Raw genomic sequence first — 25,966 nt, 5'->3', positions numbered from 1 at the left:
AACAGGGTTCGTTCGTCTTCAGGCGACGCCCCGCACCGCCGCCACCATGGCTTCGAGCCGGCGTGCGTTCAAGATCACGAGCGCCTTGCCGTCGCGCGCGAGCACTCCATCGCGACGAAGCGTATTGAGTTCACGCGTCACCTGCTCGCGGTTCGTGCTGACCTGACTTGCAAGCTCGACGTGCGTCGGCGCGGGCTCCAGGCGAGCCTGGTTGTCGGCGATACCGGCCGCTCGCGCCAGTCGAAGAAGTTCGGCATGTACCCGGTTCTGAACGCCCATGGTGCTGAGGTCGATCACGCGCTCTGACAGTTGCCGCACGAGCCCGACCAAGCCGCGCATCACGCGTTCGGCAACGATCGGCTCTTCGCGCAGCAGCGACATGAAAGCGGTGCGATCCAGGCTGGCGACCACGCTGGGCCTGAGGGTCACGACGTCGGCGGACCGCGGCTTGCCATCGATGGCGGACAGATCGCCGAAATAGTCGCCTTCATTCGAGTCGCGAAACGTGACCTGCCGCCCGTTCGGTGAATAGGTCGTCACGCGCAACTGGCCCGACACCAGGAAGAAGACATCGCTCTTTTCTTCCGAGCGAAGCAGCAGCGGCCTGGCCGCCGGAATGCTCTGCCACGCGCAACGCTGGGCGATGTCGTCCAGGCGCTCTTGCGACAAGCCTTCCAGCAGCGCAATGTGCCGCAGGGCAAGACTGGAACGATGGACTGTCATGCTCGACCTCTCACGCCCGGAAAGCGGTTGAGAACAGCGTTGAAGAGCCGTTGAAAAGCCGTTGAGAAAACCTGTGCGCAAACGCACAGCGTGAAAGCAGATGAATCGCCACAGTTGCACCCCGTGATGTCCGCGATTTCCGCTGTCACACACCCGTAGCCTCAAGGAGATTTCATCATGAATGCGAAGCTATTTGTCGGCTTGTCCGCACTCGCGTTGGCTGGCGCCGTGTCCGCGCAAACCGTGCCTGCGGAGCAATGGGTCGGCGCGGCGATCCCGACGGCGAGTCATTTCACTCGCGCCGAGGTCGCGGCGGATTTCAACACCAGTCGCTCGTTCACGGCTGCCGCGCCGGAATTGCGCGTCGGCCCTGCAGACCCTGTCCCCGGCGCTGAAAGCCGCGCAGAAGTCGCAGCCGACCTGAGCCTGTGGATCAAGTCTGGAATGAGCCAGGTGGCCAATTCGGACAGCTTCGATCCGACGAGCGCGGCGTATCGTGCGCAGTTTGCGTCTTACCAGCGGATGCGCAATGGCCCGCAGTTCCTGGCGGAAGTCCAGCGCAAGCAAGGTAAGACGGCGACGACCGCGCAGATGGAGCCCGCGCCGGCCGGGAATTGACGGCCGATGAAGCCGATGACAAACACCTCGGAGCCGGTTGAGCCGGACCGAGGCGATTGCCCAGATCAAGGAGCTACTTGCCCATTCGCTTTGCGAGTCGCGGCAGGATGAGCACGCCGAGCACGATGACGATCAGCACGATCGACATCGGACGCTGGAAGAACACCGCCGCGCTGCCTTCGCCGATCGACATTGCGTTGCGCAATTGCGCCTCGGCCAGCGGCCCGAGGATCATCCCGACCACCACCGGCGCGGTCGGAAAATCGAAGCGGCGCATGACCACGCCCAGCACACCGATGGCATAGAGCAGCAGCAGGTCGAACGCACTTTGGCGCATGCCATAGGCGCCCACCGTCGCAAAGATCAGGATGCCCGCGTAAAGCTGCGGCTTCGGAATCTTGAGCAGCTTGACCCACAGGCCCACCATTGGAAGATTCAACACCAGCAGCATCACGTTGCCGATATAGAGCGACGCGATCAGCGCCCACACGAGCGCCGCCGACGTGGTGAAGAGTTGCGGACCGGGCTGGATGCCGTAGTTCTGGAACGCCCCGAGCAGGATCGCTGTGGTGTTCGATGTCGGAATGCCCAGCGTCAGCAGCGGGATCAGCGCCGCGGTCACCGTTGCATTGTTGGCTGCCTCCGGGCCGGCGACGCCTTCGATCGCACCCTTGGTGCCGAACTCCGCCTTGGCATCGGCATCCTTGGCGAGCTTCTTTTCGGCGGCGTAGCTCAGGAAGGTCGGGATCTCCGTGCCGCCGGCCGGGATGCAGCCGAAGGGCGTGCCGATCGCGGTACCGCGCAGCCACGCAGGAATCGAACGCTTCCAGTCGCGCGCCGTCATGTGGACTCGGCTGAGCTTGTTCTGGTCTTCGACCACCTTGCCTTCGTAGAGAACCGCGTAGAGCACTTCGGCCACGGCGAAGAGACCGACGGCGACCAACACGATCTCGATGCCGTCGAGCAGCTCGGGAATGCCCCCCGTGTAACGCCCCTGTCCCGAGATCTGGTCGAGCCCGATGCATCCCGCCGCGAGCCCGATGAACAGTGCCGTCATGCCCCGCAGCGTGCTCTTGCCGAGCACCGCGCTGACGGTGGTAAAGGCCAGCAGCATCAGCAGGAAATACTCCGGTGGCCCGAGCTTGACCGCGAAGTCCGCCACGAAGGGCGCGAACAGCGTGACGATGACCGTCGCAATGGTGCCGGCCACGAAGGAACCGATCGCCGCGGTCGCGAGCGCGGCGCCTGCGCGGCCGCTCTTCGCCATCTTGTTGCCCTCCATCGCCGTCACCATGCTGGCGGTCTCGCCGGGCGTGTTCAGCAGGATGGAGGTGGTCGAGCCGCCGTACATGGCGCCGTAATAGATCCCCGAAAAGAAGATCATCGAAGCCGTGACGTCGACCTTGCCCGTGATCGGCAGCAGCATCGCTACCGCAACCGCGGGGCCGATGCCGGGCAGCACGCCGACAGCCGTGCCGAGGGCGCAGCCCACCAGGCACCACAGCAGGTTCACGGGCGTGATCGCCAGCGCGAAGCCGTGCATCAATGCGTTGAAGATTTCCATCCTAGAGCCACCCTGTGTTGGTAAGACCCGGCAGGTTGATGGCCAGGAACTGCGTGAACATCCAGAACACAGGCGCAGAGATCAGCAGGCCGGTCACGATGTCGATCAGCCAGGTGCGAGGCGCATTGACCCCGCCCTGCCCGCTGGCGCGCCGCAGGCCCTGTACGGCGAGCAGGTAGCACAACGTGCAGCTGAAGATGAATCCGATGGTCGTGATGAGCGCCGCATTGAGCAGCAGCCCGGCAGAAACCCAGACGAACCCGCCCCAGTACGGCTGGACCGCGCCGGAGGGTTCTTCCATCTCGCGAAAGCCGCCGGTGCGTGATTCCCAGATGATCCACGCGCCGCAGGCCGTGAGCGCGATCGATACCAGCCAAGGCAGGAAGTTGGGGCCGACGCCCCCATAGCCCGCTTCGGACGAGATGCCGATCGCGCCGAATGCCAGGGCCAGCCCGGCAACCAGAACGCCTACGCCGACCAGCGTCTGGGGCCAGATCGCCGGCCTCGGGACTGCAATATCGATCGAGGACACGTTCAGACCATTCCGGACTTGACCATCGTCGCACGCAGGCTCGCGAACTCATCGTCCACGAACTTGGCGAAGGCGTCGCCCGACAGGACGGCAGGCGTCCAGTCGTTCTTCTTGACCGCCTCGGCCCAGCTTGGCGTCTTCAGCGCCGCCAGAACCATGTCGGTCAGCGCCTTGCGCTGCTCGGGCGTGATGCCGGGCGCGCCATAGACGCCGCGCCAGTTGCCGATCTCGACGTCGATGCCCTGCTCCTTCAGCGTCGGCACGTTGATGCCGGGCAGGCGCTGTGCGGACGTGACCGCAATCGCCTTCATCTTGCCGGCGTTGATGTATTCGGCGAATTCGCTGAAGCCGCTGCCGCCGACGGTGACATTGCCGCCGAGGATGGCTGCCGTTGCCTCGCCGCCTCCGCGGAAAGCAACGTAGTTGATCTTGGACGGATCGACGCCGACCTTCTGGGCGATCATGGCCGCCGCGATGTGCTCGGTCGATCCGCGCGAGCCGCCGCCCCATTTGACGCTGCCCGGGTCTTTCTTGAGCTGGTCGACCACGTCCTTCATGGTCTTCAGCGGGGAATTCGCCGGAAGCACGAAGACGTTGTATTCGCTCGTGATGCGGGCGATCGGCGTGGCCTGCGAGAGGCTGACCGGTGGCTTCCCGGTGATGATGCCGCCCAGCATCACCGCCCCCATGATCATCATCGCGTTCGGGTCACCTTTCGAGCCGTTGACGAACTGGGCCAGCCCCAGCGCACCGGCCGCGCCACCCTTGTTGTCGTAAGTCACCGTGTCGGCGAGCTTGCCCTCGGTCAGCGCCTTGCCGAGCGCGCGCCCGGTGGTGTCCCAGCCGCCGCCCGGATTGGCCGGGATCATCATCTTGACGTTGGTCGCGGCCCATGCCGAAAGCGGCAGGGCACCGGTGGCGGCCATCGCGGCCAATGACTTCAAAAAGGTATCTCGACGCATGCATGTCTCCTTGATGCTGAAAGCTGATTAGGACCTGACTTCGCTATGATGCGCCGCCCCGCTGTCAGTTGGCTGTCCAGCGAACTGGGGTAAACACCGAAAATACAGGGATGAAGTTGCTGCTGGTCGAAGACGATCCGTCGATGCAAACCACGCTGCAGCGCACGCTGGGCCGGCGACAGATCGACGTGCGCCTGTGCGGCGATGGCGCGCTTGCCGTCGCCCAATGGCAGGCGCTGGAACCCGATGTCGTCGCGCTCGACCTCAGCCTGCCCAACCTCGATGGCTTGCAGGTGCTGGCGCAGGCGCGCGCCGCTGGGCTGCGCACGCCGGTGCTGCTGCTGACTGCGCGCGGCACGGTCGGCGACCGGATCATGGGCCTGAACGCGGGCGCTGACGACTACCTGCCCAAGCCCTTCGACCTCGATGAACTCGAAGCCCGCATCCGCGCCCTGCATCGCAGGCAGCAGAATGCCGGCACCGATCTGCCGGCCAAGCTGCCTGAAGTCGGCGGCCTTCGCTACGACCCCGACAGCGGCGCGATCTACCACCGCGCCGACGTGCTCGAACTGACGCCCAGGGAGCTTGCAATGCTGAAGGCATTGATGGTCAAGCCGGGCCATGCGGTGTCCAAGGAACGCCTTTTCGAGCTGGTCTTTCCAGGCGAGATGGACGTGCAGTACGAGGCGGTGGAAGTCGTGGTGTATCGGCTGCGCAAGAAACTCGCCGGCACCGGCGTCACGCTGATGACGCTGCGCGGACTGGGCTATCTCTTGCGTGAAGACGCATGAGCCGAGTCCGCTCGCTGCGAGCGAGGCTGCTGGTCGGCATCCTCGCGCCGATCGCATTGTTCGTGATCGTCAACAGCGTCAGCCTGTATCGCCAGAGCCTCGCGGCGGCGACGACCGCCTATGACCGCACCCTCCTCGCTTCCGCCAAGACCATCGGCGAGCAGCTCGACGTGGTCGGCTATGACGAAGCGGCTTCGCTGCGTGCCATCGTCCCGTATTCGGCGCTCGAAGCCTTCGAGGCAGACAACCAGAGCCGGATGTACTACCGGGTGTCCACGCTCGACGGTGAATTGGTTTCCGGATTCGACGAGGTTCCGTTCTGGACCGGCAAGCTGCCGGACCGACCGCCCTACGCCGCGCTGGTGGATTTCTATAACGCGCAATTCCGGGGCATGCCGGTACGAGTTGCGGTCCTGCTGCAGCCCGTTGCGAGTGCGAACGGCCGCGGCATGGCCGTTGTGCAGGTCGCGGAGACGCTCGAATTGCGCCAGACGCTCGCGCGCAAACTGCTGCTCGACACGCTGTGGCGGCAACTGGTGCTGATATCGGTCATCGCGGCGGTCACCGTGATCGTCGTCCAACGCGCGACGCGGCCGGTGCGTGAACTCGGCGAGGCGATYGAGGCGCGCCCGGCCGACGACCTGTCCCCCATCGATGCGCCCGATGCGCCGCGCGAACTCCGACCGCTGATCGACGCGACCACCGAAGTCATGGGACGCCTGCAACGGCTGCTGGACCATCAGAAGCGCTTCGTGCGCGACAGTGCCCACCAGTTGCGCACCCCGCTGGCCGTGTTGAAGGCACAGGTGCAGTCGGCCCGCCGCGGCGATGTGCCGCCCGAGCAGGCCTACGCCGAAATCGGCCAGACAGTGGAACGCGCGACCACGCTCGCCAACCAGATGCTGTCGCTCGCCAAGGTCGAGCAGTTGCGGCAGCAACCCGAATCGATGGTGCTCGACCTGGCGCAGACGGTGCGCGAGATAGCGCTCGACCTGTCGCCGCTGGTGGCCGACAAGGCGCTCGATTTCGAGCTCTACGCGCCGGCGCCGGTACCGGTGCGGGCGCACCGCTGGATGCTGCAGGAGCTTGCGCGCAACCTGCTGCACAACGCGATCAAGCACAGTCCGCAGGAGGCCGCGCTGGTGGTCCGTGTCGAAGCCGCCGAAGGTTTCGCGGTCCTGACCGTCAGTGACCACGGGCCTGGCATTTCGGACGAACTGCGGCAGCGGCTGTTTGCGCCTTTCGCTGCCGGCGACCTCGCCAGCGGCTCAGGCCTCGGCCTCGCCATCTGCCGCGAAATCGTGCTGGCGCTCGGGGGCCACATTGCGCTGGACAACCGGGAATCCGGCGGACACAAGATCGGGCTGGATGCTCTCGTGCATCTGCCGCTGGCGCGCGACAATCATTGATACGTGGATGCATACATGGATCGTCTTCGCATAGACAAATGGCTCTGGGCCGCGCGCTTCTTCAAGACGCGCTCGCTGGCGGCTGATGAGATCGGCAAGCACCGCGTGCAACTCAACGGCGATGTGGCCAAGGCGTCGCGGGAGGTCAAGCCCGGCGACACGGTGGCGATCCGGCTGGGCCCGGTCACGCGAGTGGTACGGGTTCTGGGCATCAGCGGACAGCGCGGACCGGCGCCAGTCGCACAGCAACTCTACGAAGAGACGCCAGAAAGCCTTGCCGCGCAGGCGGCCGCGCGCGAGCAAAGGCGCCTGGGCAGCGAGCCGGCGCTCAGCATTGAGCAGGGACGCCCGACCAAGCGCGATCGCCGCGAACTGGACGGCGCCCGCCGGGGTGATTGGGACAACCGCTGGAGCGCGTCGATCGATACGGACGAATAGGCCCACTTGCCGGGGCGCCATCGCGTACGCTGCGGGCTTTGCGCGAGGAATCCCAACTCATGGCCAGCTTCAAGAAATACCGCGTGGGCAAGAAGTTCAAGCTCGCGGACATCGATCCGGCCGCCGTGCCTTTTCAGAAAGGCGCCGAAGAAGTACAACGCGAGGCACTGGACTCCCTGGCCGGGCGGCTGGACGACCTGCAGAACCTGCTCCACGCCGAAGGCAGGCGCAAGTTGCTTCTCGTGCTGCAGGGCCTGGACACGAGCGGCAAGGACGGCACGATCCGCTGGGTTTTTTCTCGCACCTCGCCCTTGGGCGTCCGGGTGACGGCCTTCAAGGCGCCGAGCGAGGAAGAGCGCGACCACGACTTCCTGTGGCGCTGCCACGCCAACGTGCCGCGGTCCGGAGAAATCGGCGTATGGAACCGCAGCCACTATGAAGACGTACTCGTTCCGGTGGTCGAAGGCTGGATCGACAAGGCCGAAACGCGCCGCCGCTATGCGCAGATCAACGACTTCGAGCGGATGCTTTCCGAGACCGGGACCGTGATCATCAAATGCATGCTGCACATCAGCAAAGACGAGCAGCGCGCGCGGCTGCAGGCGCGCGTCGACGATCCGGGCAAGAACTGGAAGTTCGCCATGGGCGACCTCGACGTTCGCAAGAAGTGGGACGCCTACGAACGCGCCTACGGAAATGCGCTAGCTGCGACCTCGACCGACCACGCGCCTTGGTACGTCGTGCCGGCGGACAGCAAGCGCCACCGCAATCTCATGGTCGCCGAACTGCTCGTGAAGTCGCTGAAGGACATGGGCCTTTCGACGCCGCCGTTCGACCCGGCGCTGAAAGGACTCATCGTCGAATAAAGGTTCTGTAGGCCGCGTCCGACTGCCGTCTCTCCCAAAAACGTACTTCAGCGTTGAGCAGCCGCCACGAGAGTGCCTCTCGTTCGGCTCACGCCGCCACGTTTTCGGAGAATCTTGATGAGCATTTTCTTGACACCGATGGCTCTCATTGCCGGTTTCTACCTTCTGATCCTGGGCGCCGGCATGCTGTTGGTGAACGTGGGACGGCCGCTGCGGCTCCTCAGCAACGAAATCGCAGAGCGTGTCGAGCAGTCGATCGCGGTGCTGGACGAATGCAATCCTCACTCCCGCGCGAAAAGGCCCTCGTGAGCCTTGCGCAATTCGCGCTTCAGTAGCTTTCCGCTCGGATTCTTGGGCAGGGCTTCGACGAGCACCACCCGCTTGGGCGCCTTGAAGCCGGCCAGATGCTTCGCGCAATGGGCGAGAACCTCCGCCTCGTCGAGCGCGTGGCCCGCCTTGGCGACTACGACAGCCACGACAGCCTCGACCCAGCGCGGATGCGGCACGCCGACCACGGCGACTTCCGACACCTGCGGCAGACGGTAGATCATTTCCTCGACCTCGCGGCTCGCGACGTTTTCGCCACCGGTCTTGATCATGTCTTTCTTGCGGTCGACGATCGTGATGAAGCCCTCGTCGTCGATCACCGCGAGATCGCCCGAATGAAACCAGCCGCCTTCGAACGCGGCCTTGGTGCGTTCATCGTCGTGAAAATAGCCAAGCATCAGGTGCGGCGAACGGTGCACCACCTCGCCGACTTCGCCCACCGCGACATCCTTCATCCGGTCGTCGACCACGCGGGTCTCGACATTCAGCACGGCGCGTCCCGCGGAGCCTGGCTTGCGCAGTTGATCGTCAGGGCCGAGCATCGTCGCGAGCGGCGCGATCTCCGTCTGGCCGTAGAGGTTCCATAGCCGCACCTGCGGGAGTCGGCGACTGAGTTCGCGCAGCACCTCGACCGGCATGATGGACGCGCCGTAGTAGCCCTTTCGCAAGCTGCTGAGATCGGTGCTGTCGAATTTCGGCGAGCGCAGCAGCGAGATCCACACGGTGGGCGGCGCGAAGAAAGAGCCGATCCGAAAGCGCTCGATCAGCGGAAGCAGGTTGTCTGGCGTGGGCTTCGCCGTGATGACGTTGGTGCCGCCGGCGTAGAGCGAGGGCCCGAGGAACACATCGAGTTGCGCGCAGTGATAGAGCGGCAATGCATGCAAGGTCAAGTCGCCGGCGCTGATTTCGGCATCGACGAGGCAACTGACATATTGCGAGATCACTGCGTCGTGCGTGAGCATCGCGCCCTTGGGTGTGGATTCGGTGCCGCTGGTGTAGACGATCTGCGCGAGGTCGCTGCCTTGCAAATCCACATCGGGCGGCTCGGAACCCGCTTCGGCGAGCTGGTCGAATCGCAGCATGCCCGGCGCCGGATCGCTTGGGTCTTCGGAGGGCAACCAGAGAAACTCACCCACGGAGGTGTCGAGCGCCGCGGCTTCGCGCGCCAGGCCGGCCAAGCCGGAATCGGTGGCCAGAAGAGAGGCCCCGGCATGCCGCAGGATGTACGCCACTTCATCGGCCTTCAGCATGAAGTTGATCGGCACCAGCACCGCGCCGAGTCGTGCCAGCGCGAAGCGAAGGGCCGCGAATGCGTGCGAGTTTCGGGCGAGGACCGCCACACGGGCACCCTTGCCCACCCCTTGTTGTGCGAGGCCGCTGGCCACCCGGCTGCAAATGGCATCGAACTCCGCATAGGTCCACCGCGTGGTGCCGCAGGCAATCGCCAGTTTGCCGGGCTCGCGCCTCGCGCTGCGTCGCAAAAGGTCGGCCAGCGTCTGGCGGCGGGCTGTCTCATGAGTCATCGGGCGTCTCCTTGGGCGGGTCACCGCGAGGATAGTGCCCGTTCGACGCCATCGCCAGATAGGTGTATCGCTAGGTCCGCATCGGCGCGCGGCTTCGGTCGTTGTTGACCGTGACGAACTTGCTCAGGAGCTGCATGAAGTCGCGCCGCTCTTCTTCGGTGAGCATGCCAAGGAGTTCGTTCTGCATCTCCTGCATGCCCGGCACCATCTGGGCCAGGAGACTTTCGCCGAGCTCGGTCAGCCGCAGTTCGCGCTGGCCTCGCGCCAGCAACTTGCGCGAGATCCAGCCCTTGCCCTCGAGCCGTACCGCGATATCGGCGGCGCTGGACGTGTCCAGCGCAACCTGCTGGGCCAGCGTGACCTGATCGATGCCGGGGTTGTTCTGCAGAGTGCGCATCACCGCATATTGCACCGGGGTCACTTCACGCCCCAGCGTTTCGTAGAAGACCGACACCGAGATCTGGTGCGCGCGACGGATCAGATGGCCCGGCTGGTCATTCAGATCGATCTCGACAGCATTGGATACTTTGCACTGCATGATGGCGAACGTAGTACTTAACCCGCCATTATCGAATGCTGTTTCTGCTCTACAAATCGAGCACCAGCATCGGCGAACGGGACCGAGAGCAACAGGGCGTGAACTGGTCGTTGGCCGCTTGCTCTTCCGGCGTGAGGTACATGTCCTTGTGGTCCGGCTCCCCTTCGAGGACTCGTGTGAGGCAGGTGCCGCACACGCCCTGCTCGCAGGAAGTCGCGACCTCCACGCCGATGGCAGCCAGCGCCTGTACCACCGTCTGGTCCTTGGGCACGGTCACCACGCGGCCCGAACTCGCCAGCTTGACTTCGAAGGACGCGTCGGCATCCGACTTGGCGATCTCGGCCGAGAAGAATTCATAGTGGAGTTGCTCGGCCGGCCATCCCGCGGTGCGTGCGGCGTCGAGTACCCAATCCATGAATCCCTTTGGGCCGCAGACATACAGGTGTACGCCCGCTTTCGGCGTGCCGACCAAGGGCCCGAGTGCGAGCTTCTGCGAAGCATCGCCATCGTCGAAGTGAAACTGAACCTGCGAGGCGAAACTCGATTGCCCGATCCTGTCGACGAACGCCGTCCGCTCGCGCGACCGGGTGCAATAGTGCATCTCGAAAGAGCCACCCGTCATGGCCAGCCGCTCGGCCATGCACAGAATGGGCGTCACGCCGATCCCGCCTGCAATCAGCACACTGTGCGTGGCACCGTTGGCGAGCGGAAAGTGGTTCTTCGGCGCACTGATACGCAGAGAAGCGCCCTCTTGCATCGCGTCGTGCATGGTCCGCGAGCCGCCCCGCGAAGCGGGATCGCGCAAAACGCCGATCAGGTAGCGATGGCTTTCGCGCGGGTCATTGCACAGCGAATACTGTCGCGTGACGCCGCCGGGCATATTCACGTCAATGTGCGAGCCCGCCGAAAACGCCGGCAGCGGTCGACCATCCGCTTGCACCAGTTCGAAAGTGCAAATGTCGACCGCCTCCGTCTGCTTGCGCGCGATGCGCACCTCCAGTTCAGCGGCATTCATGACGTCACCGCCTGGCGTTCCTCCGCCATCAATCGATCGAGCACGCGACGCGATTGCACTCCCCCGGCGTCGATGTTGAGCTTGAGCAACTGCCGATCCGGGTAGGCGAGATGATTGCGTTGCTGCGATTCGAGCATCTCCAGGTCTTCGCTGAAGATCTTGTGCTGGCCTTCGCGGATGGAGGCGGTCAGCGCCTTGTCGTGCGGCTGGAAGTTGCGCGCCATGCCCCAGAAGTACCAGTGCGAAGTCTCGGTTTCGGGCGTGATGAAGTCCACCACGATGCTGGACACCTTGTGCGCCGGGTCCGCGTTGTAGCCGCCCTTACCCGCATGCGCGACGCCGACTTCGATCATGACATGGCTCGGCGGCGTGAAGCGGCAGATTTGCCAGCGATCGACCGGCACGTCGTCGGCGAGGTGATTGCCGCGCAGGGCCATCCGCCAGAACGGCGGCGCGGAAATGTTTTCCATGAACCGGCTGGTGACGACCATGTCGCCCTCGACCTTGGTCGTGGTGGGCGTCTCGTCGATTTCCTTCTGGCCGATGCTGGTGGAATGCACGTAAGTCTCGTGCGTCAGATCCATCAGGTTGTCGATCATCAGGCGGTAGTCGCAATTGATGTGGAACAGTCCTCCGCCGTACGCCCAATCGGGGCTCTCGGCCCATTCGAGGTGATGCAGCTTGGCCGCATCGGCGAGTGCCGGATCGCCCGGCCACACCCAGACGAAGCCATAGCGCTCGATCACCGGAAAAGTCCGGATCGCGGGAAATCCGCGAACGCGCTGCCCGGGCATGGCAATGGTCTTGCCGTCGCAGCCCATTTCGAGGCCGTGATAGCCGCAGACGAGCTTTCCTTCGACCACCTGACCCAGCGACAGCGGAGCGCCGCGGTGGGGGCAGAAATCTTCCAGCGCCGTGGCCTTGCCCTCGATAGCGCGGTAGAGAACCAGGTTTTCGCCGCAGATCTTGCGACCCAGAGGCTTGTCATCGATTTCGCTGCCCGAGCAGGCAACGTACCAGTTGTTCTTGGGGAACATGTGGGAACTCCTTGTGCTGTGGGGTACGGGAAAAGCGTTCGGAGCGCGGCTTCAGTGCGCGGGGATCACGTCGCCCGGCTGGCGCGGCGCGGCACCGCGCCGAAGTGCAAGCACCGAGACCGTCGCGGCCAGCAATGGCAGTGCGAACGCGTAATAGAGCTGAGGCGGCTGCCATCCGTCGTCGAGGAGCGCGCCCGCCGTGAGCGGCGCGACGATCGCGCCGATGCGGCCGACGCCGATCGCCCAGCCCATGCCGGTGGTACGAACTGCTGCCGGATAGATCGCTGGCGCAAATGCATAGAGCCCGGCCATCGAGGCAAAGATGAACATCCCGATCAAGAATGCAACGCTGAACGACGCGCTCAGATGACCTGTGACGGCGCCGAAAAGCGCCATCACCAGCGCCGTGATCGCCAGGTTCGCGCCGGTGAGGCGACCCAGATCGAGCTTCGACGCCAGCAGGCCGAAGACGCTGCCTCCGATGATGCCGCCGATATTCAGCAGCACGCCACCGGTGATGCCCTGGCGGGCAGAAAGGCCAGCGGAAACGAGCAGCTTGGGCGTCCAGCTGAGCGCAAAGTAGAAGCTGAACATCAACAGGAAGAACGCGAGCCAGAGCAACAAGGTCGACCGGCCAAGGCCGCCGGCGAAGAGCCCCGAAATCGAATTGGACGAGCGCAGCGCTTCGGCATCTCGCGGCGGCAACTCGGCCAGTTGCGGGCGCTGCATCCGTTGCATCAAGACGTTGAGCTTGCGCAGCGCACCGCGGGGACGCTTGGAAGCGAGGAAATCCACGGACTCGGGCAACCGCCAGATCACGAGCGGAATCATGGACGCGGTGGCCAAGGCACCAAAGACGAACACCGAGCGCCAACCGTAAAGCTCGAGCAGCACAGCCGCGATGCTTCCGCCGATGGTCGCGCCGATGGGATAGCCCGTCGCCTGCAGCGCAACCGCTGTGCTGCGCCATTTGTTCGACGCGTATTCCGACGTGATGACGCCGACGCTGGCGAGCATTCCGCCAATGCCGACGCCCGTGAACGCGCGAGTGGCCGCCATCTGGATGCTGTCTTGCGCAAGCGCGGAGGCTCCCATTCCGAGGGCAACCACCGTCAGACACAGAAGGATGATCGATTGGCGGCCGAAGCGGTCGGCCAATGGCGCCAGAAACAGCGAACCGGCAGCCATGCCCAGCAGGCCAGCGCTGAACAGCACTCCCAACTGCGCGCCGGTGAGCTTCCATTCAGCTGAAATGCTGGCAGCCGTAAACGCCATCACGAGCACGTCGAAGCCGTCGAGCATGACTAGCGTCACGCAAATGGCGATCGCACTCCACTGAAAACGACTCATGGGTCCTTGGTCGAAGGTGCGGCGCAAATTGGTGGTCATCAAGTTCTCCGGATTGATGTCTGCCGCGTCTTCGGTGCGCTTTTGAAGCAGTTGTGGGGCTCGAATCGATTCAGTGTGCTGAATCAATGTCGATAAGTGTACTGAATGTCCTTGACATTCCGATACCTAGTGTTAACCCGTAGATGGTTGTGGCGCGAGACTTGACGGTTCCAGATGCGAAAAAGCCCCCGAGCTAAATCAGCGCGGGGGCTCTTGGGATCGTCAAAGACGATGTCTGGCGGAACCGGAGGGATTCGAACCCTCGATGAGGCTCTACACCCCATACTCCCTTAGCAGGGGAGCACCTTCGGCCACTCGGTCACAGTTCCTGAGCCAACGATTATGCCAGCGTTCAGGACGCCGGTTGGTCCAAATCGAAGGCTTTATGCAGCGCGCGTACAGCGAGCTCCATATATTTTTCGTCGATCACAACTGAAGTCTTAATTTCGCTGGTCGAGATCATCTGGATGTTGATCCCCTCCTCGCTCAACACGCGGAACATCTTGCTTGCAACGCCAACGTGGCTGCGCATGCCGATGCCGACGATGCTGACCTTGCAGATCTTGGTGTCGCCCACGATATCGGCCGCACCCAGGGTCGGCAGGACCTTGGCCTTGAGCAGGTCGATCGCCTTGGCGTAGTCGTTGCGATGAACCGTGAAGCTGAAGTCGGTACGCCCGTCCTTGCTCAGGTTCTGGATGATCACGTCGACCTCGATGTTCGCGTCGGCAATGGCGCCGAGGATGTGATACGCGATGCCCGGCTTATCAGGCACGCCGAGCACGGAAATTTTGGCTTCGTCGCGATTGAACGCAATGCCGGATACGACGGCTTGTTCCATGTTTTCGTCTTCCTCGAAAGTGATCAGCGTGCCGGATTTGGCCTCTTCGTCGATATCGATGTCCCACGACGTGAAGCTCGAAAGCACACGCAGCGGGACCTTGTACTTGCCGGCAAATTCGACCGAGCGGATTTGCAGGACCTTGGAGCCCAGGCTCGCCATTTCGAGCATTTCCTCAAAGCTGACCGTCGCCAGGCGACGTGCATCAGGCTCGACGCGCGGGTCGGTGGTGTAGACGCCGTCCACGTCGGTATAGATAAGGCACTCGCTGGCCTTCAGCGCCGCCGCAATGGCGACTGCCGAAGTGTCGCTGCCGCCGCGGCCAAGCGTCGTTATGTTGCCGGCATCGTCCACGCCCTGGAATCCGGTGATGACCACCACCTTGCCGGAATCGAGATCCGCACGCACGCGTTCGTCGTCGATGCTCTCGATGCGGGCTTTGGTGAAGGCGCTGTCGGTCTTGACCTGAACCTGCCAGCCGGCGTAGCTCACTGCTTGGAGACCTTCGGCTTGCAGCGCGATGGCCAGCAGCGCCGACGATGCCTGCTCGCCTGTCGAGGCGAGCATGTCGAGTTCGCGGTTGTAGTCGTCTCCGGGCTTGCCGGTGGCGAGTTCTTTTGCCAAGCCGAGCAGGCGATTGGTTTCGCCGCTCATCGCGCTGGGGACCACGACCATCTGATGGCCGGCGCGCGCCCATTTGGCGACCCGCTTGGCGACATTCCTGATGCGCTCGGTGGAGCCCATCGACGTGCCGCCGTATTTGTGAACGATCAATGCCATGGGTAAAGTCAAAGAGAAGAGTTCGGATGCCGCAACGGCGGCCACACCGGCAAAACGGCCCACACCGGCATTCATGCACCCGCCTGCAGCCTGGTTCAGCGCAAAGTCTGTGAGCTACGGCAAGGGCGAAGAATTGTACCAACGCAGCGTGTCGCCCTCCCGCTCGATGCGGCCGGATGCGATCTTCAGTTGGATGCGATGGCCACGCGTGCTGCACGCGGCAATCTGGTCGAGCAGCTGCTCCAATTGCGCCTCGCTGGGGACGGCGGCATGGTCGCGCTTCAACCAATGGCGCAAGACGTTGGCAAGCCTCTCGCGCGGCAATGCGCGCAATGCCGCCAGTGACGGCGGGGTGCCCGCGTCAAGAAGATCGCGTGCCGCAGCATCCGAGAGCAGCGCAGAAGCCCGTGCCGCGTTGCGCGCCGAGCGTGCAAAGGTTTCGCGGTACTGCGGCAGCGCAGCTGCGAGCACCGGCAGCACTTGCCGGCGGATGCGATTGCGTGTGTATCGAAGATCGGCATTGCTCGGGTCCTCGATATGCGGAACCCGTTCGGCGACGACCCATTCGCGCAGCGCATCGGCGTGCACCGCGAGCAACGGCCTATGGAACTCGACACCGTGCCGGCGCATACGCATCGGCATTCCAGCCAAGCCATCGACCCCAGCACCACGGCTGAGCGCGATGAGCATCGTCTCGACCTGATCGTCCGCATGCTGTGCAAGCACGACATGCGCGAGATCATGGGCCAGCGCCAATGAGGCCAGAGTGACGTAGCGCGCCCGGCGGGCCGCATCCTCGGGACTCTCGCCCGGCGCGTGCCGAGCATCGATGCGGCCTACGTGCAAAGGAACGCCAAGCGCCAGGCAAGTCGCGGTGCAATGTGCCTCGAATTCGTCTGCGGCGCCTTGCAAACCGTGGTGCACGTGGAGCGCATGCACTTGGCCAGGCCAGCGGCTGGCGGCAGCATGAAGCAGTGCGGTCGAGTCCGCGCCGCCGCTGTAGGCCACGGCAAACGGCAACGGCGCCGCCCATGAAGCCAGTGCATGGTCGGCGGGATTTTCCATCTTGGATTGCGCAACAGGCTCCGGCCTGCGCCGCGCCTCCGCGCCTACTTGCCGTTGTCGGCCTTGGTGTCGGCGAAGCGACCGTAGCTTTGCAGGCGCTCGTAGCGGCGATGCAGCAATTCCTTGACGTTCAGGTCGCTGACCTGGCGGAAGGCGTCGTTCAACGCGCGCTTGAGGAACGCCGCCATTTGCCGATGATCGCGGTGCGAACCGCCGACCGGCTCGTTGACGATCTTGTCGACCAGCCCCAGCGCCTTGAGTCGATGCGCCGTAATACCAAGTGCATCAGCAGCTTCCTGCGCCCTGTCGCTGGTCTTCCAGAGGATCGATGCGCAGCCTTCGGGGCTGATCACCGAATAGACGGAATATTGCAGCATCAGCACCTGGTCACCGACCGAGATCGCCAGCGCGCCGCCGGAGCCGCCCTCTCCGATGATCGTCACGATGATCGGCACTTCGAGCTGAGCCATCTCGAAGATGTTGCGGCCGATGGCTTCGGACTGGCCGCGCTCTTCGGCGTCGATGCCTGGGTATGCGCCAGGCGTGTCGACGAAGGTGAAGACCGGCAGCTTGAACTTCTCGGCCGTCTTCATGAGCCGAAGCGCCTTGCGATAGCCTTCCGGCTTGCTCATGCCGAAATTGCGTGCGGTGCGTTCCTTGGTGTCGCGGCCCTTCTGGTGGCCGAGCACCATGCAGGGCGTGCCATTGAATCGCGCCAGACCGCCGACGATCGACAGGTCGTCGGCAAAGTGACGGTCGCCGTGCAGTTCGACGAAATCGGTGAAGATTTCGTTGATGTAGTCCAGCGTGTAGGGACGCTCCGGATGCCGGGCGATCTTCGTGATCTGCCAAGGCGTCAGGTCGCTGTAGATATCCTTGGTGAGCTGAAGGCTCTTCTTGCCAAGCTGATCGATTTCTTCCGAGATGTCGACTGCCGACTCTGTTTGCACATAGCGCAGTTCTTCGATCTTGCTTTCGAGTTCAGCGACGGGCTGCTCGAAGTCGAGAAAGGTTCGTTTCGCCAACGTCTTCTCCTGTTATTCAGTATGCGACCGGTAGCGGGTCGAGCGATCGCCAAATATACCAAGTCGCCACGCTGCAATAGGGGGCCCAGGCAACAGCCACCTCGCGCGCATCGCTGCGGCTGACGGGGTCGCCCGAGAAGTAGTTCTGGCTGATCCCGTTGATCAGGCCGAGGTCGTCCAGTGGCAGCACGTTGGGTCGCATCAAATGGAAGATCAGGAACATTTCGGCGGTCCAGCGGCCGATGCCACGGATTGCGACCAGTTCCGCGATGATCATCTCATCGGACATGTCCTTCCACGAGTCGACGTGCACGGCGCCCGAATCGAAATGCAGCGCGAGGTCGACCAAATACTCCACCTTGCGCGCCGAAAGCCCGGCCGCGCGCATGTCGTCGACCTTGAGCTTGAGCACGCTGGCCGGCGCCATCTTGCGAGGCAGTTCCGCGAAACGGTCCCAGACCGATTGCGCCGCCTTCACCGAGATCTGCTGCCCGACGATGCTTCGCGCCAGGGTTGTGAATGCGTCACCGCGCGACTCCAGGCAAGCGTCGCCGAAGCGCGGAATCAGCCGCTTCATCACGCGGTCTTTCCTGGCGAGGTGCTTGCAGGCCTCTTCCCAGTAGTCGGGGGTGAAAACCTGGATTTCTGGCTGCTTCGCAGACGGCATCGTTCTTGTCGCGTTCACTGAGCCGACGTCCATGTCGTGCCGGTCAGGGAGTCTTTCAGGACGATGCCTTGCGCCAGCAAATCGCTACGAATTCGGTCGGCTTCAGCAAAATTCTTCGCTGCCTTGGCTTCGGCACGCTGCTGAATCAGCGCCTGGATCGAGGCATCGTCAAGCACCGTACCAGCTTGCAGGAATGTTTGCGGATCTGAATGAAGAATACCGAGGCAACCGCCCAGCGCCTTCAAGAGCCCTGCCGATTCCGCCGATCGCGTGCGGTTGACTTCGCCGGCAAGGTCGAAAAGGACCGCCACCGCCTCGGGCGTACCGAAGTCTTCATCCATCGCCGCCTTGAAGCGCGCGGCATACGTATTGCTCCAATCGATGCTTGCCAGCGGCGCAGGCGCCACCGCAAGTAACGCGTTGTACAGCCGCTTGAGCGAGGCACGCGCATCGCTCAGGTGGGCATCGCTGTAGTTGAGCGGGCTGCGATAGTGCGCTCGCAGCACAAAGAATCGGATCGTCTCGGCGTCGAATTCCTTCAGCACATCGCGAATGAGAAAGAAGTTGCCCAAACTCTTGGACATCTTTTCATCGTCGATGTTGATGAAGCCGTTGTGCATCCAAATGCGAGACAAGGGCTTGCCGTTGGCGCCTTCGCTTTGAGCGATCTCGTTCTCATGGTGGGGAAACTGCAGATCCGCGCCACCGCCGTGAATGTCGAGGGTTTCGCCGAGCAGTTCGCACGCCATCGCCGAGCACTCGATATGCCAGCCCGGCCGACCAGGACCGAACGCGCTCGGCCACTTCACTTCGTCGGGTTCGGCCGGCTTGGCGCTCTTCCACAAGACCGGATCGAGCGGATCATCCTTGCCGTCAAGCACCGCAACGCGTTCACCGGCGTGCAGTTCATCCAGCGACTTGCCGCTCAACTTGCCGTAGCCCGGGAACTTGCGCACGGCATAGTTCACGTCGCCATTGGGCGCGCGGTAGGCCAGCCCCTTTTGTTCGAGCGTGGTGATCATCGACAGCATTTGCGGGATGTAGTCCGTCGCACGGGGTTCGTGCGTCGGCCGTTCGATTCCGAGCGCGTCGGCGTCCTCATGCAGCGCGTTGATCATCCGATCCGTGAGCGCGCGAATGCTCTCGCCGTTCTCGACGGCGCGTCGGATGATTTTGTCGTCGATGTCGGTGATGTTGCGAACGTAGTCCACCATGAGACCCGACACCTTGAGCCATCGCTGCACGACATCGAACGCGATCATCGAACGCGCATGGCCCAGGTGGCAGTAGTCGTAGACAGTCATCCCGCACACGTACATGCGCACCCTGCCTGGTTGCAGAGGAGAAAATTCCTCCAGTTCACGCGAAAGCGTGTTGTAGATGCGAAGACTCATGAAGCTCGAAAAGCGTCGGTTCGCGCGCGCCAAAACGGGCGAAAGACAGCGGGTTTTTCAGGGGTGAATGTACTGTTGGGACGAGGGGTTGGAGGTGGCCCCTCGGCTACAATTCCTCGCAGTATAAACGGCCACCGACGGATATTTTCCGCGTGTTTACGAGGCCCGTGTCCTCCCCAATACTCGAGGCTTCATGCAGAGCGCCGCTACCTTCACCTCATCGCTTTTTCGCCTTTTCCCTGCCCTTCTGGCGCTGACCCTGGCGCTGACCTTGAGCGTGGCACATGCCGACGACTATGGCGATGTCAACGCGCTTCTCCGCCAAGGCAAGCCTGACGAAGCACTTGCCAAGGCCGATGCCTACATCGCCGGCAAGCCTCGCGATCCGCAAATGCGCTTCCTGCGCGGCGTGATCCTCACCGAGCAAGGCAAGCAGACGGAGGCGATCGCCGCCTTCACGCAGCTCACGCAAGACTTCCCGGAGCTGCCTGAGCCGTACAACAACCTCGCCGCGCTGTATGCGGCGCAAAGCCAGTTCGACAAGGCGCGCGCGGCGCTCGAAATGGCGACCAAGCTCAACCCCGACTACGCGACCGCGCATGAGAACCTCGGCGACGTGTATGTCCGACTCGCGGCGCAGTCCTATAGCCGCGCAAAGCAACTCGAACCCGCCAACACCACGGTGCCGCCAAAGCTCGCACTGATCCGCCAGATGTTCAGCGCGCCAAACGCCGGTGACCTCCCGCCGGCACCCGCCGACGGCCGCAAGCCCGTGCGCCGGTAGGCCACTTCTCCAACGCGCTTCGGCGCAACTTTCGGAAAGCGACTCTCCCGTGACTCTTCAAGCCATCTCGCGCCGTGCGGCGCTGATTGCGGCCGCCACGCTGGCCATCACCGGATCCGCTTGGGCGCAGGCGCAGAACGCGCCGCGAGTCAAGCTGAGCACGTCGGCCGGCGACATCGTCGTCGAGCTCTACCCCGACAAGGCGCCGAAGACCGTCGAGAACTTCCTTCAGTACGTCAAGGACAAGCAATATGACGGCACGGTGTTTCACCGCGTCATCGACGGATTCATGATCCAGGGCGGCGGCTTCACGCCTGACATGAAGCAGAAGCCGACGCGGGCTCCAATTCCGCTCGAAGCCAAGAACGGCCTCAAGAACGACAAGTACACGATCGCGATGGCCCGCACGTCCGACCCGAATTCGGCGACCGCGCAGTTCTTCATCAACGTGAAGGACAACGCCAACCTCAATGCGCCAAACCCCGATGGCTATGGCTATGCGGTGTTCGGCAAGGTCGTCTCCGGCACCGAGGTCGTCGACAAAATCCGCACCGCCCGCACGGGCAACAAGGGCGGCATGCCTGACGTCCCCGTCGAAACCATCACCATCCAGTCCGCCACCGTGGCGAAGTAATCAAAGGAGCCCTCATGAGCAATCCCCAAGTCGAACTGCACATCAAGGACCAGGGCGTCATCACGCTCGAACTCGACCAGGACAAGGCGCCAAAGACGGTCGAGAATTTTCTCGACTACGTCAACAAGGGCCACTACGACAACACGGTGTTCCACCGCGTCATCCCTGGCTTCATGGTTCAGGGCGGCGGATTCGAACCCGGCATGTCGCAAAAGCCGACAGGCGCCGAAATCCAGAACGAGGCCAACAATGGCCTCAAGAATGACAACTACACCGTGGCAATGGCACGCACCAGCGCGCCGCACTCGGCCACGGCGCAGTTCTTCATCAACGTGGCCGACAACGGCTTCCTGAATCACACCGCACCGTCGGCCCAGGGCTGGGGCTATGCGGTCTTCGGCAAGGTCGTTGCAGGCAAGGAAGTCGTGGACAAGATCAAGGCCGTGAAAACGGGCCGCAAAGGCTTCCATGACGACGTGCCGCTCGACGACGTCGTGATCGAAAAGGCCGTCGTCAAGGCCTGACGTTCCCATGGAGGCGTTTGCAGAGATCGTGGCGCCGGTGACCTGGCGCACGGTCGATCTCATCTCCGACCTCCACCTGCAGGCCGCGGAACAGGCCACTTTCGACGTCTGGCGCGGCTACCTCGAAACCTCGCCGGCCGATGCGATCTTCATCCTCGGCGATCTTTTCGAGGTGTGGGTCGGCGACGACGCGGCCACCCTCCCCGGCTTCGAAGCTCAGTGCGCCGACGTGCTCCGCGTCGCAACGGCACGTCGGCCCGTCTACTTCATGCATGGCAATCGGGACTTCCTGCTCGGCCCCGCCTTCGCGGCGCAAAGCGGCATGACGCTCATCGACGATCCGACGGTGCTGGTCCTCCACGGCAAGCGTTGGCTCCTGAGCCACGGCGATCTTCTGTGCCTTGAAGACACCGAGTACCTGCGGTTCAGGGCACAGGTGCGGACGCCCGCCTGGAAAGACGCCGTGCTTGCGCGGCCCATCGAGGAACGCCGCACGCTCGCCCGATCGGTTCGCGCGCAGAGTGAAGACCGCAAGCACAGTCCCGACATGGTCTGGGCTGATGTTGATGCCGATGCAGCGCGCGACTGGTTGCACAAGGCGGGCGCCGCAACGCTGGTGCATGGCCACACTCACAAACCCGCAGTCCACCCGCTGGGCGAAGGGCTCCAACGCATCGTCCTGAGCGACTGGGACGTCGCCGCCCATCCTCCGCGCGCTCAGTTGCTGTGCATCTCCAGCGCCGGCGCCCAACGCGTCGATCTCCGCTGATGCTTGCATGGCTGCGCAAGCTGCGCGCGCCGCTCCGCATACCCGATCCGGCTTGGCGGGCAACGCTCGCGCGCTATCGCTTCCTTGCAGAACGTCCCGCAGCCGACGTGGAACGCCTTCGCGAATTGGCGGCCGAATTTCTCCGCGACAAGCGCTTCCATGGCGCGCACGGTTTCGTCATCTCCGATGAAGTCGCCCTGGCGATCGCCGCTCAGGCTGTTCTCCCGGTGCTGCACCTGAAGGGCGGCCTCAACTGGTATGACGATTTTGTCGGCGTCGTCGTGCATCCGTCCGAAGTCGTGGCCCAACGAACGACCATTGATGCGGCCGGCGTAGTCCATCAATATGAAGAGATCGTCGCCGGCGAGGCCATGGACCGAGGGCCCGTGATGTTGAGCTGGCAAGACGTGCTCGCCAGCGGCGCAACTCAAGCCGAGGGCTACAACGTCGTGATCCACGAATTCGCCCACAAGATCGACATGCGAGGCGGTTCGGTCGACGGGTGCCCGCCCTTGCCGCCCAACTTCCGAGGGACCTCGAATGCGCGCGAAGCGCGTGCCGCGTGGATGGCAGTACTGCAACCCGCCTTCGATGCCTTCAGGGAGAAAACCATCGTGGCGGAGCGCTTTGGCGGGGAGCCCCCTTGGCTCGACGGGTACGGCGCCCAGTCACCGGGCGAATTTTTCGCGGTCGCTTGCGAGGCCTATTTCGTGAATCGCATCCAGCTTGCGGGTGACTTCCCCGCGCTGGCCGCCTTGTTCGACGATTTCTTCCTGCCGCCGACCGAGGCTTGATCCTCAGGAATCGGCCGGCGCAAAACCGGCCGATCTCCCTTACTTGCGAAGCAGCGCCTTGAGCGCGTTCTGCAGTCGGCGCGCGGTGGCCGCATCGTGCGGTGCCGCCAGCACTTTGCCGGCATCCTGGCCCCAGGTTTGCGCAGGCGTGGGGTCGCCGCGTCGCGTCAGGAGCTTGAGTTGCAATGCGCGGCGAGCGTCGAGTTGCTCCGCCGGCGTCGGTACCTCGGCGGCCATCTCAAGGCGCAGCAGCGCTTCGGCGGCCTCGACAGCTTGCACTGAAGGTGCCGATCCCACTGCCTGCGACCAACTGGTTCGCACCGCAGGCGTTACGGCACGACCCAACTCCTGCGCGCTCGGCAACTGCGCCGGATCGCGCTTTTCCCAGGCGCCAAGAACCTGCGTGAGTGCCTCACCATGTGCTTGCGCCGCAAGCTTGCGCAACGCGAGTTCTGCACGTTCGAGCGCTTCGCGTTGCGCGCGGAAGGCGGCATCGCCCAAGCGGGGGCCGCGGTCTTCGAATCGCGGCGGGCGGTCGCCGAAGCGACCAGCGCCCGCGGGGGCACCGCGCTCGGCGCCACGCTGCGGTCGGTCGCTGCCGGGGCCGGAACGACCGCCCGGGCCGCCAGGAGCCCCACGGCTGTCGCGGCGATCGCCGAACCTTCCGCCGCGCGCGGCCGGAACGCCTTCACCCTTCTTGTTGCCGGGTCGGTCATCGCCTCGCACGGCGATCACCGGCTTGGGTGCCGGCTTCGGCGGTGCCGCCGGAGGGGTGGCTTGGGCGTCCGCGCGCGCGGATGCGTCGGCGCCATCGGCAGGCGCGACCAGATCTGGCGTGCCCGGCTCGGCGGCTGCCGGCTCCGCGGACACGGCGTCAGCATCTTCCGGGGAAGGCGCCTGTTCGGCGCTTTCGCTGAACTCGGCAGCAGCTTGACCGGGTGCGACCACTTCCGTCGCCCCCACCGAAGGGCCATCCGCTGCGGCGGAGTCTGCGGGCGCAGTCTTGGGTGCGGGCGCGGGCGCCGGCGTGGGTGCAGGGGCCTCGCCGCGGATGGCCGCTTCGAGCTGGGCGACTGCGAGGCGGATCTTCTGCGCGTCGCCGGTTGCGTTCGCGGCCTCGAGCGCCTTCGACGCATTCAGCACGTTGCGGTCGTGCTCGCTCATCGCTGCGGATGCCTTTTCGCGCTCGGCAGTCTTTCGGTTGAAGGCTTCGTCGATCGGCGCGCGGAATGCGTCCCAGAGCTTCTGCTCTTGACGGCGGTCCAAAGGCACGGCTTGAGCTTCGGCTTGCCAACGCTGCTGGAGCGCCTTGACCGCATCGATGCGCAGCACCGGCGTGGCGCCGAGTTCGGCGGCTTCCGCAATCATGGCCTGGCGACGCTCGACGCTCGCCTTCTGCTGGACCTCGAACGGCGCACGCGCGGCGCCGAAAGCCTCGCTCCACTGCGCTTGCAGATCGGCGAACACCTTTTCGCCAACGTGTCCCGCATCGCGCCAGCGATCGGCGAACTGATGCAGCGCACGATTGACCGCCTTGAGATCGGAAGTCTGGGCGTGTTCCGCGGTCCAGGCCTTGAGCTCTTCGATCAGGGCGAGGCGCTGGGCACGATGCTCGGCGGCGTCGGCGCGGACTTTTTCGAGCCAGGCCTCGACCACCTTGTGGGCTTCGTTGCATGCCTCATCGAATCGCTTCCAGAGCGCGTGATTGGGGACGCCGCCCTGGTCGGACTGCTTCCACTGCTCGCGCAGCGCGCGGAGCGTCTCCTGCATCTTGCGGCCGCCCAGGGCCTGGCCTTCGGGGCGCTTCAACAAGCCTTCGGCCTTGGCAACGAGTTCTTCGCGGACCTTGTCGGCGCTCCAGCGCTGCCAGCCTTCGAGTTCGCCAGCGGCCACCAGCGCAGCATGAACACGGGCCTCCAGGGGTGCGTCGACCAACCGGCCGTGCTCCTTGAGCACCGCGCGAAGGGCCGCCGCCGCGCCGGCACTCCCCTTGCCATGACCTTCAGCCGTTTCCTGCTCGAGCTTCGCGAGCGCGGCTTGAACCGCCTCTTGAGCGATAGCCCGTTTTTCAGGGTCGACCCTCGGGCCGGCTGGCTTCTGCGGAGCGGGAGCCGCTGCCTCGGGAGCACCGCCGCGCGCGATGCGCAGCTCGTCGGCCCAAACCGGCACCGGCGGGAGCGGCGCGGCAGGATCCGCCGCAGCGGCGAGCGCCTGCGCCAGCGCCGCATGGAATGCATCCGAGACCACCAGGAGTTGTGCCTTGGAGGACTCGAGTTGCGGCGCAAACTTGGCATCAAGGCTGCTCCAGTTGCTGTCGGCTGCAATCTCGGCGGCCTGTTGCTGCCAGTGCGCGACATCCGCGCGCAAGGCTTCTTCGGCGGCCTGCGCGTCGCGCCAGCTCTTTGTCGACAGCACTTCGAAGCGCTGCGCCAGAAGCACCGCCGCCTCACGATGCACTTGTGCGCGATGCTGAAGGTCTTCGATGCCCTTCACGCGCTCGGACAGGCGCGCCTTGAAGCCCGCGAGCGGTTCACGCGACAGCGGAGCACCGGCCTTGGCGGCGTCGCGCTGCCACGCCAGGGCATCGGCGATGTTCAGCTTGGGCTGGGCGAGCAGCGCTTCGGCCTTGTGCGTCCATTCGACGGCGATCGCCTCCTGGCCTTTGGCGCGCTTGAGTTCGTCGAGCTTTTCTCGCAGCAACCGCGCAGCACCCTTGTCGCGTCCGCTGAGTTCCTTGAACACGTCCTGCATTTGCTCGGGCGAAGGATTGCCGGCGATCCACTCGCGAATGCGCTGCGCACGCTCGCCGGAGGTGGACGCCGTGAATGCGCCGCCGGTCAGGGTGTCGAGGGACTGGAGGTCGTGAGGCTTGGAAGAAGTTGATGTCACTGCGCGAATATCGTTATCTGTAGAAGAAAAGCGAAGGCGCCGGCAATTGCCGGCGCACCGCTCCATTT

Annotated in this window: 26 protein-coding genes and 1 tRNA gene; 11 read left to right on the top strand and 16 right to left on the bottom strand. The window is 64.1% G+C overall.

The features are described from left to right. Positions 1 to 18: 18 nt before the first annotated feature. Positions 19 to 723, bottom strand: coding sequence for a Crp/Fnr family transcriptional regulator (locus tag AC1DMA_RS14245; protein WP_478123526.1), 705 nt, complete (start codon positions 721 to 723; stop codon positions 19 to 21). 177 nt (positions 724 to 900) lie between these two features. Here AC1DMA_RS14245 and AC1DMA_RS14240 point away from each other — a divergent pair, with 177 nt between their 5' ends. Continuing rightward, a complete protein-coding gene (locus tag AC1DMA_RS14240) occupies positions 901 to 1,341 on the top strand; it encodes a hypothetical protein (protein ID WP_478123527.1) in 441 nt (146 codons plus the stop codon). A gap of 73 nt (positions 1,342 to 1,414) precedes the next feature. On the opposite strand, the gene AC1DMA_RS14235 is transcribed toward AC1DMA_RS14240, so the two are convergent. The 3 genes from AC1DMA_RS14235 to AC1DMA_RS14225 are packed head-to-tail and all read right to left on the bottom strand — an operon-like array spanning position 1,415 to position 4,399. Beyond that, positions 1,415 to 2,905: a tripartite tricarboxylate transporter permease gene (locus AC1DMA_RS14235; protein ID WP_478123528.1), complete on the bottom strand. Its 1,491-nt coding sequence runs from the start codon at positions 2,903 to 2,905 to the stop codon at positions 1,415 to 1,417. A gap of 1 nt (position 2,906) precedes the next feature. Continuing rightward, positions 2,907 to 3,437 (bottom strand): tripartite tricarboxylate transporter TctB family protein, encoded by a 531-nt coding sequence (locus AC1DMA_RS14230; protein ID WP_478144591.1) that lies wholly within the window; start codon positions 3,435 to 3,437, stop codon positions 2,907 to 2,909. 2 nt (positions 3,438 to 3,439) lie between these two features. Next, entirely contained in the window at positions 3,440 to 4,399 is a 960-nt protein-coding gene (locus tag AC1DMA_RS14225) for a Bug family tripartite tricarboxylate transporter substrate binding protein (RefSeq protein WP_478123530.1), read from the bottom strand. Between the two features lie 110 nt (positions 4,400 to 4,509). Here AC1DMA_RS14225 and AC1DMA_RS14220 point away from each other — a divergent pair, with 110 nt between their 5' ends. The 5 genes from AC1DMA_RS14220 (at position 4,510) to AC1DMA_RS14200 (ending at position 8,212) form a co-directional block, all read left to right on the top strand. Next, positions 4,510 to 5,190: a response regulator gene (locus AC1DMA_RS14220; protein ID WP_478123531.1), complete on the top strand. Its 681-nt coding sequence runs from the start codon at positions 4,510 to 4,512 to the stop codon at positions 5,188 to 5,190. Beyond that, positions 5,187 to 6,599, top strand: a complete 1,413-nt coding sequence (locus AC1DMA_RS14215; RefSeq protein ID WP_478123532.1) for a sensor histidine kinase — start codon at positions 5,187 to 5,189, stop codon at positions 6,597 to 6,599. The genes AC1DMA_RS14220 and AC1DMA_RS14215 overlap by 4 nt, the downstream gene beginning before the upstream one ends. 15 nt (positions 6,600 to 6,614) lie before the next feature. Further along, positions 6,615 to 7,037: an RNA-binding S4 domain-containing protein gene (locus AC1DMA_RS14210; RefSeq protein WP_478123533.1), complete on the top strand. Its 423-nt coding sequence runs from the start codon at positions 6,615 to 6,617 to the stop codon at positions 7,035 to 7,037. Between the two features lie 59 nt (positions 7,038 to 7,096). Then, positions 7,097 to 7,903: a PPK2 family polyphosphate kinase gene (locus tag AC1DMA_RS14205; RefSeq protein ID WP_478123534.1), complete on the top strand. Its 807-nt coding sequence runs from the start codon at positions 7,097 to 7,099 to the stop codon at positions 7,901 to 7,903. 117 nt (positions 7,904 to 8,020) lie between these two features. Further along, positions 8,021 to 8,212: a hypothetical protein gene (locus AC1DMA_RS14200; RefSeq protein WP_478123535.1), complete on the top strand. Its 192-nt coding sequence runs from the start codon at positions 8,021 to 8,023 to the stop codon at positions 8,210 to 8,212. On the opposite strand, the gene AC1DMA_RS14195 is transcribed toward AC1DMA_RS14200, so the two are convergent. The 11 genes from AC1DMA_RS14195 to cysS all read right to left on the bottom strand — a co-directional run bounded on the left by AC1DMA_RS14195 (position 8,185) and on the right by cysS (position 19,504). After that, positions 8,185 to 9,753 (bottom strand): fatty acyl-CoA synthetase, encoded by a 1,569-nt coding sequence (locus AC1DMA_RS14195; protein WP_478123536.1) that lies wholly within the window; start codon positions 9,751 to 9,753, stop codon positions 8,185 to 8,187. The two genes, AC1DMA_RS14200 and AC1DMA_RS14195, sit on opposite strands and share 28 nt — an antisense overlap. Before the next feature lie 70 nt (positions 9,754 to 9,823). Next, positions 9,824 to 10,291, bottom strand: coding sequence for a MarR family winged helix-turn-helix transcriptional regulator (locus tag AC1DMA_RS14190; protein ID WP_478123537.1), 468 nt, complete (start codon positions 10,289 to 10,291; stop codon positions 9,824 to 9,826). Between the two features lie 49 nt (positions 10,292 to 10,340). Then, positions 10,341 to 11,306 carry a PDR/VanB family oxidoreductase gene (locus tag AC1DMA_RS14185; protein ID WP_478123538.1) on the bottom strand — a complete coding sequence of 322 codons (966 nt, stop codon included), beginning with the start codon at positions 11,304 to 11,306 and terminating at the stop codon, positions 10,341 to 10,343. Next, entirely contained in the window at positions 11,303 to 12,343 is a 1,041-nt protein-coding gene (locus tag AC1DMA_RS14180; RefSeq protein WP_478144590.1) for an aromatic ring-hydroxylating dioxygenase subunit alpha, read from the bottom strand. Before AC1DMA_RS14180 ends, AC1DMA_RS14185 begins: the two co-directional genes overlap by 4 nt. A 51-nt stretch (positions 12,344 to 12,394) precedes the next feature. Continuing rightward, entirely contained in the window at positions 12,395 to 13,732 is a 1,338-nt protein-coding gene (locus AC1DMA_RS14175; RefSeq protein WP_478144589.1) for an MFS transporter, read from the bottom strand. A gap of 236 nt (positions 13,733 to 13,968) precedes the next feature. Beyond that, positions 13,969 to 14,061, bottom strand: a tRNA-Ser gene (locus AC1DMA_RS14170). 23 nt (positions 14,062 to 14,084) lie between these two features. Then, the gene (locus AC1DMA_RS14165; protein WP_478123541.1) at positions 14,085 to 15,353 is read right to left on the bottom strand and encodes an aspartate kinase; all 1,269 of its coding nucleotides are present in this window, start codon (positions 15,351 to 15,353) and stop codon (positions 14,085 to 14,087) included. 114 nt (positions 15,354 to 15,467) lie between these two features. Then, positions 15,468 to 16,418 carry a tRNA lysidine(34) synthetase TilS gene (gene tilS, locus AC1DMA_RS14160; RefSeq protein ID WP_478144588.1) on the bottom strand — a complete coding sequence of 317 codons (951 nt, stop codon included), beginning with the start codon at positions 16,416 to 16,418 and terminating at the stop codon, positions 15,468 to 15,470. Between the two features lie 44 nt (positions 16,419 to 16,462). Continuing rightward, positions 16,463 to 17,443: an acetyl-CoA carboxylase carboxyltransferase subunit alpha gene (locus AC1DMA_RS14155; RefSeq protein WP_478123543.1), complete on the bottom strand. Its 981-nt coding sequence runs from the start codon at positions 17,441 to 17,443 to the stop codon at positions 16,463 to 16,465. A gap of 16 nt (positions 17,444 to 17,459) precedes the next feature. Next, on the bottom strand, positions 17,460 to 18,110 hold the full coding sequence (locus AC1DMA_RS14150) for a DNA-3-methyladenine glycosylase family protein (RefSeq protein WP_478123544.1): 651 nt from the start codon (positions 18,108 to 18,110) through the stop codon (positions 17,460 to 17,462). Positions 18,111 to 18,124: 14 nt separating this feature from the next. Beyond that, entirely contained in the window at positions 18,125 to 19,504 is a 1,380-nt protein-coding gene (gene cysS / locus AC1DMA_RS14145) for a cysteine--tRNA ligase (protein ID WP_478123545.1), read from the bottom strand. Between the two features lie 193 nt (positions 19,505 to 19,697). Here cysS and AC1DMA_RS14140 point away from each other — a divergent pair, with 193 nt between their 5' ends. The 5 genes from AC1DMA_RS14140 to AC1DMA_RS14120 are packed head-to-tail and all read left to right on the top strand — an operon-like array spanning position 19,698 to position 23,009. After that, a complete protein-coding gene (locus tag AC1DMA_RS14140) occupies positions 19,698 to 20,288 on the top strand; it encodes a tetratricopeptide repeat protein (protein ID WP_478123546.1) in 591 nt (196 codons plus the stop codon). A 49-nt stretch (positions 20,289 to 20,337) separates the two neighbouring features. Beyond that, positions 20,338 to 20,922: a peptidylprolyl isomerase gene (locus AC1DMA_RS14135; RefSeq protein WP_478123547.1), complete on the top strand. Its 585-nt coding sequence runs from the start codon at positions 20,338 to 20,340 to the stop codon at positions 20,920 to 20,922. Positions 20,923 to 20,936: 14 nt separating this feature from the next. Beyond that, positions 20,937 to 21,446, top strand: a complete 510-nt coding sequence (locus tag AC1DMA_RS14130) for a peptidylprolyl isomerase (RefSeq protein WP_478123548.1) — start codon at positions 20,937 to 20,939, stop codon at positions 21,444 to 21,446. Between the two features lie 7 nt (positions 21,447 to 21,453). Next, complete coding sequence (locus tag AC1DMA_RS14125) at positions 21,454 to 22,215, top strand: UDP-2,3-diacylglucosamine diphosphatase (protein WP_478123549.1); 762 nt, start codon at positions 21,454 to 21,456, stop codon at positions 22,213 to 22,215. After that, positions 22,215 to 23,009 carry a M90 family metallopeptidase gene (locus AC1DMA_RS14120; protein WP_478144587.1) on the top strand — a complete coding sequence of 265 codons (795 nt, stop codon included), beginning with the start codon at positions 22,215 to 22,217 and terminating at the stop codon, positions 23,007 to 23,009. Before AC1DMA_RS14125 ends, AC1DMA_RS14120 begins: the two co-directional genes overlap by 1 nt. A 39-nt stretch (positions 23,010 to 23,048) precedes the next feature. On the opposite strand, the gene AC1DMA_RS14115 is transcribed toward AC1DMA_RS14120, so the two are convergent. Then, positions 23,049 to 25,898: a DUF349 domain-containing protein gene (locus AC1DMA_RS14115; RefSeq protein WP_478144586.1), complete on the bottom strand. Its 2,850-nt coding sequence runs from the start codon at positions 25,896 to 25,898 to the stop codon at positions 23,049 to 23,051. Positions 25,899 to 25,966 lie beyond the last annotated feature (68 nt).

The sequence above is a fragment of the Variovorax sp. 05N34 genome (genome assembly GCF_056397405.1).
This window is presented reverse-complemented; position numbering and strand designations above follow the sequence as displayed.

What these genes read in the sequence shown, in the direction of transcription:
- AC1DMA_RS14245 (WP_478123526.1), bottom strand. Translation starts at nt 723, where the DNA reads ATGACAGTCCATCGTTCCAGTCTTGCCCTGCGGCACATTGCGCTGCTG.
- AC1DMA_RS14240 (WP_478123527.1), top strand. Translation starts at nt 901, where the DNA reads ATGAATGCGAAGCTATTTGTCGGCTTGTCCGCACTCGCGTTGGCTGGC.
- AC1DMA_RS14235 (WP_478123528.1), bottom strand. Translation starts at nt 2,905, where the DNA reads ATGGAAATCTTCAACGCATTGATGCACGGCTTCGCGCTGGCGATCACG.
- AC1DMA_RS14225 (WP_478123530.1), bottom strand. Translation starts at nt 4,399, where the DNA reads ATGCGTCGAGATACCTTTTTGAAGTCATTGGCCGCGATGGCCGCCACC.
- AC1DMA_RS14220 (WP_478123531.1), top strand. Translation starts at nt 4,510, where the DNA reads ATGAAGTTGCTGCTGGTCGAAGACGATCCGTCGATGCAAACCACGCTG.
- AC1DMA_RS14210 (WP_478123533.1), top strand. Translation starts at nt 6,615, where the DNA reads ATGGATCGTCTTCGCATAGACAAATGGCTCTGGGCCGCGCGCTTCTTC.
- AC1DMA_RS14205 (WP_478123534.1), top strand. Translation starts at nt 7,097, where the DNA reads ATGGCCAGCTTCAAGAAATACCGCGTGGGCAAGAAGTTCAAGCTCGCG.
- AC1DMA_RS14200 (WP_478123535.1), top strand. Translation starts at nt 8,021, where the DNA reads ATGAGCATTTTCTTGACACCGATGGCTCTCATTGCCGGTTTCTACCTT.
- AC1DMA_RS14195 (WP_478123536.1), bottom strand. Translation starts at nt 9,753, where the DNA reads ATGACTCATGAGACAGCCCGCCGCCAGACGCTGGCCGACCTTTTGCGA.
- AC1DMA_RS14190 (WP_478123537.1), bottom strand. Translation starts at nt 10,291, where the DNA reads ATGCAGTGCAAAGTATCCAATGCTGTCGAGATCGATCTGAATGACCAG.
- AC1DMA_RS14185 (WP_478123538.1), bottom strand. Translation starts at nt 11,306, where the DNA reads ATGAATGCCGCTGAACTGGAGGTGCGCATCGCGCGCAAGCAGACGGAG.
- AC1DMA_RS14180 (WP_478144590.1), bottom strand. Translation starts at nt 12,343, where the DNA reads ATGTTCCCCAAGAACAACTGGTACGTTGCCTGCTCGGGCAGCGAAATC.
- AC1DMA_RS14175 (WP_478144589.1), bottom strand. Translation starts at nt 13,732, where the DNA reads ATGACCACCAATTTGCGCCGCACCTTCGACCAAGGACCCATGAGTCGT.
- AC1DMA_RS14165 (WP_478123541.1), bottom strand. Translation starts at nt 15,353, where the DNA reads ATGGCATTGATCGTTCACAAATACGGCGGCACGTCGATGGGCTCCACC.
- tilS (WP_478144588.1), bottom strand. Translation starts at nt 16,418, where the DNA reads ATGGAAAATCCCGCCGACCATGCACTGGCTTCATGGGCGGCGCCGTTG.
- AC1DMA_RS14150 (WP_478123544.1), bottom strand. Translation starts at nt 18,110, where the DNA reads ATGCCGTCTGCGAAGCAGCCAGAAATCCAGGTTTTCACCCCCGACTAC.
- cysS (WP_478123545.1), bottom strand. Translation starts at nt 19,504, where the DNA reads ATGAGTCTTCGCATCTACAACACGCTTTCGCGTGAACTGGAGGAATTT.
- AC1DMA_RS14140 (WP_478123546.1), top strand. Translation starts at nt 19,698, where the DNA reads ATGCAGAGCGCCGCTACCTTCACCTCATCGCTTTTTCGCCTTTTCCCT.
- AC1DMA_RS14130 (WP_478123548.1), top strand. Translation starts at nt 20,937, where the DNA reads ATGAGCAATCCCCAAGTCGAACTGCACATCAAGGACCAGGGCGTCATC.
- AC1DMA_RS14125 (WP_478123549.1), top strand. Translation starts at nt 21,454, where the DNA reads ATGGAGGCGTTTGCAGAGATCGTGGCGCCGGTGACCTGGCGCACGGTC.
- AC1DMA_RS14120 (WP_478144587.1), top strand. Translation starts at nt 22,215, where the DNA reads ATGCTTGCATGGCTGCGCAAGCTGCGCGCGCCGCTCCGCATACCCGAT.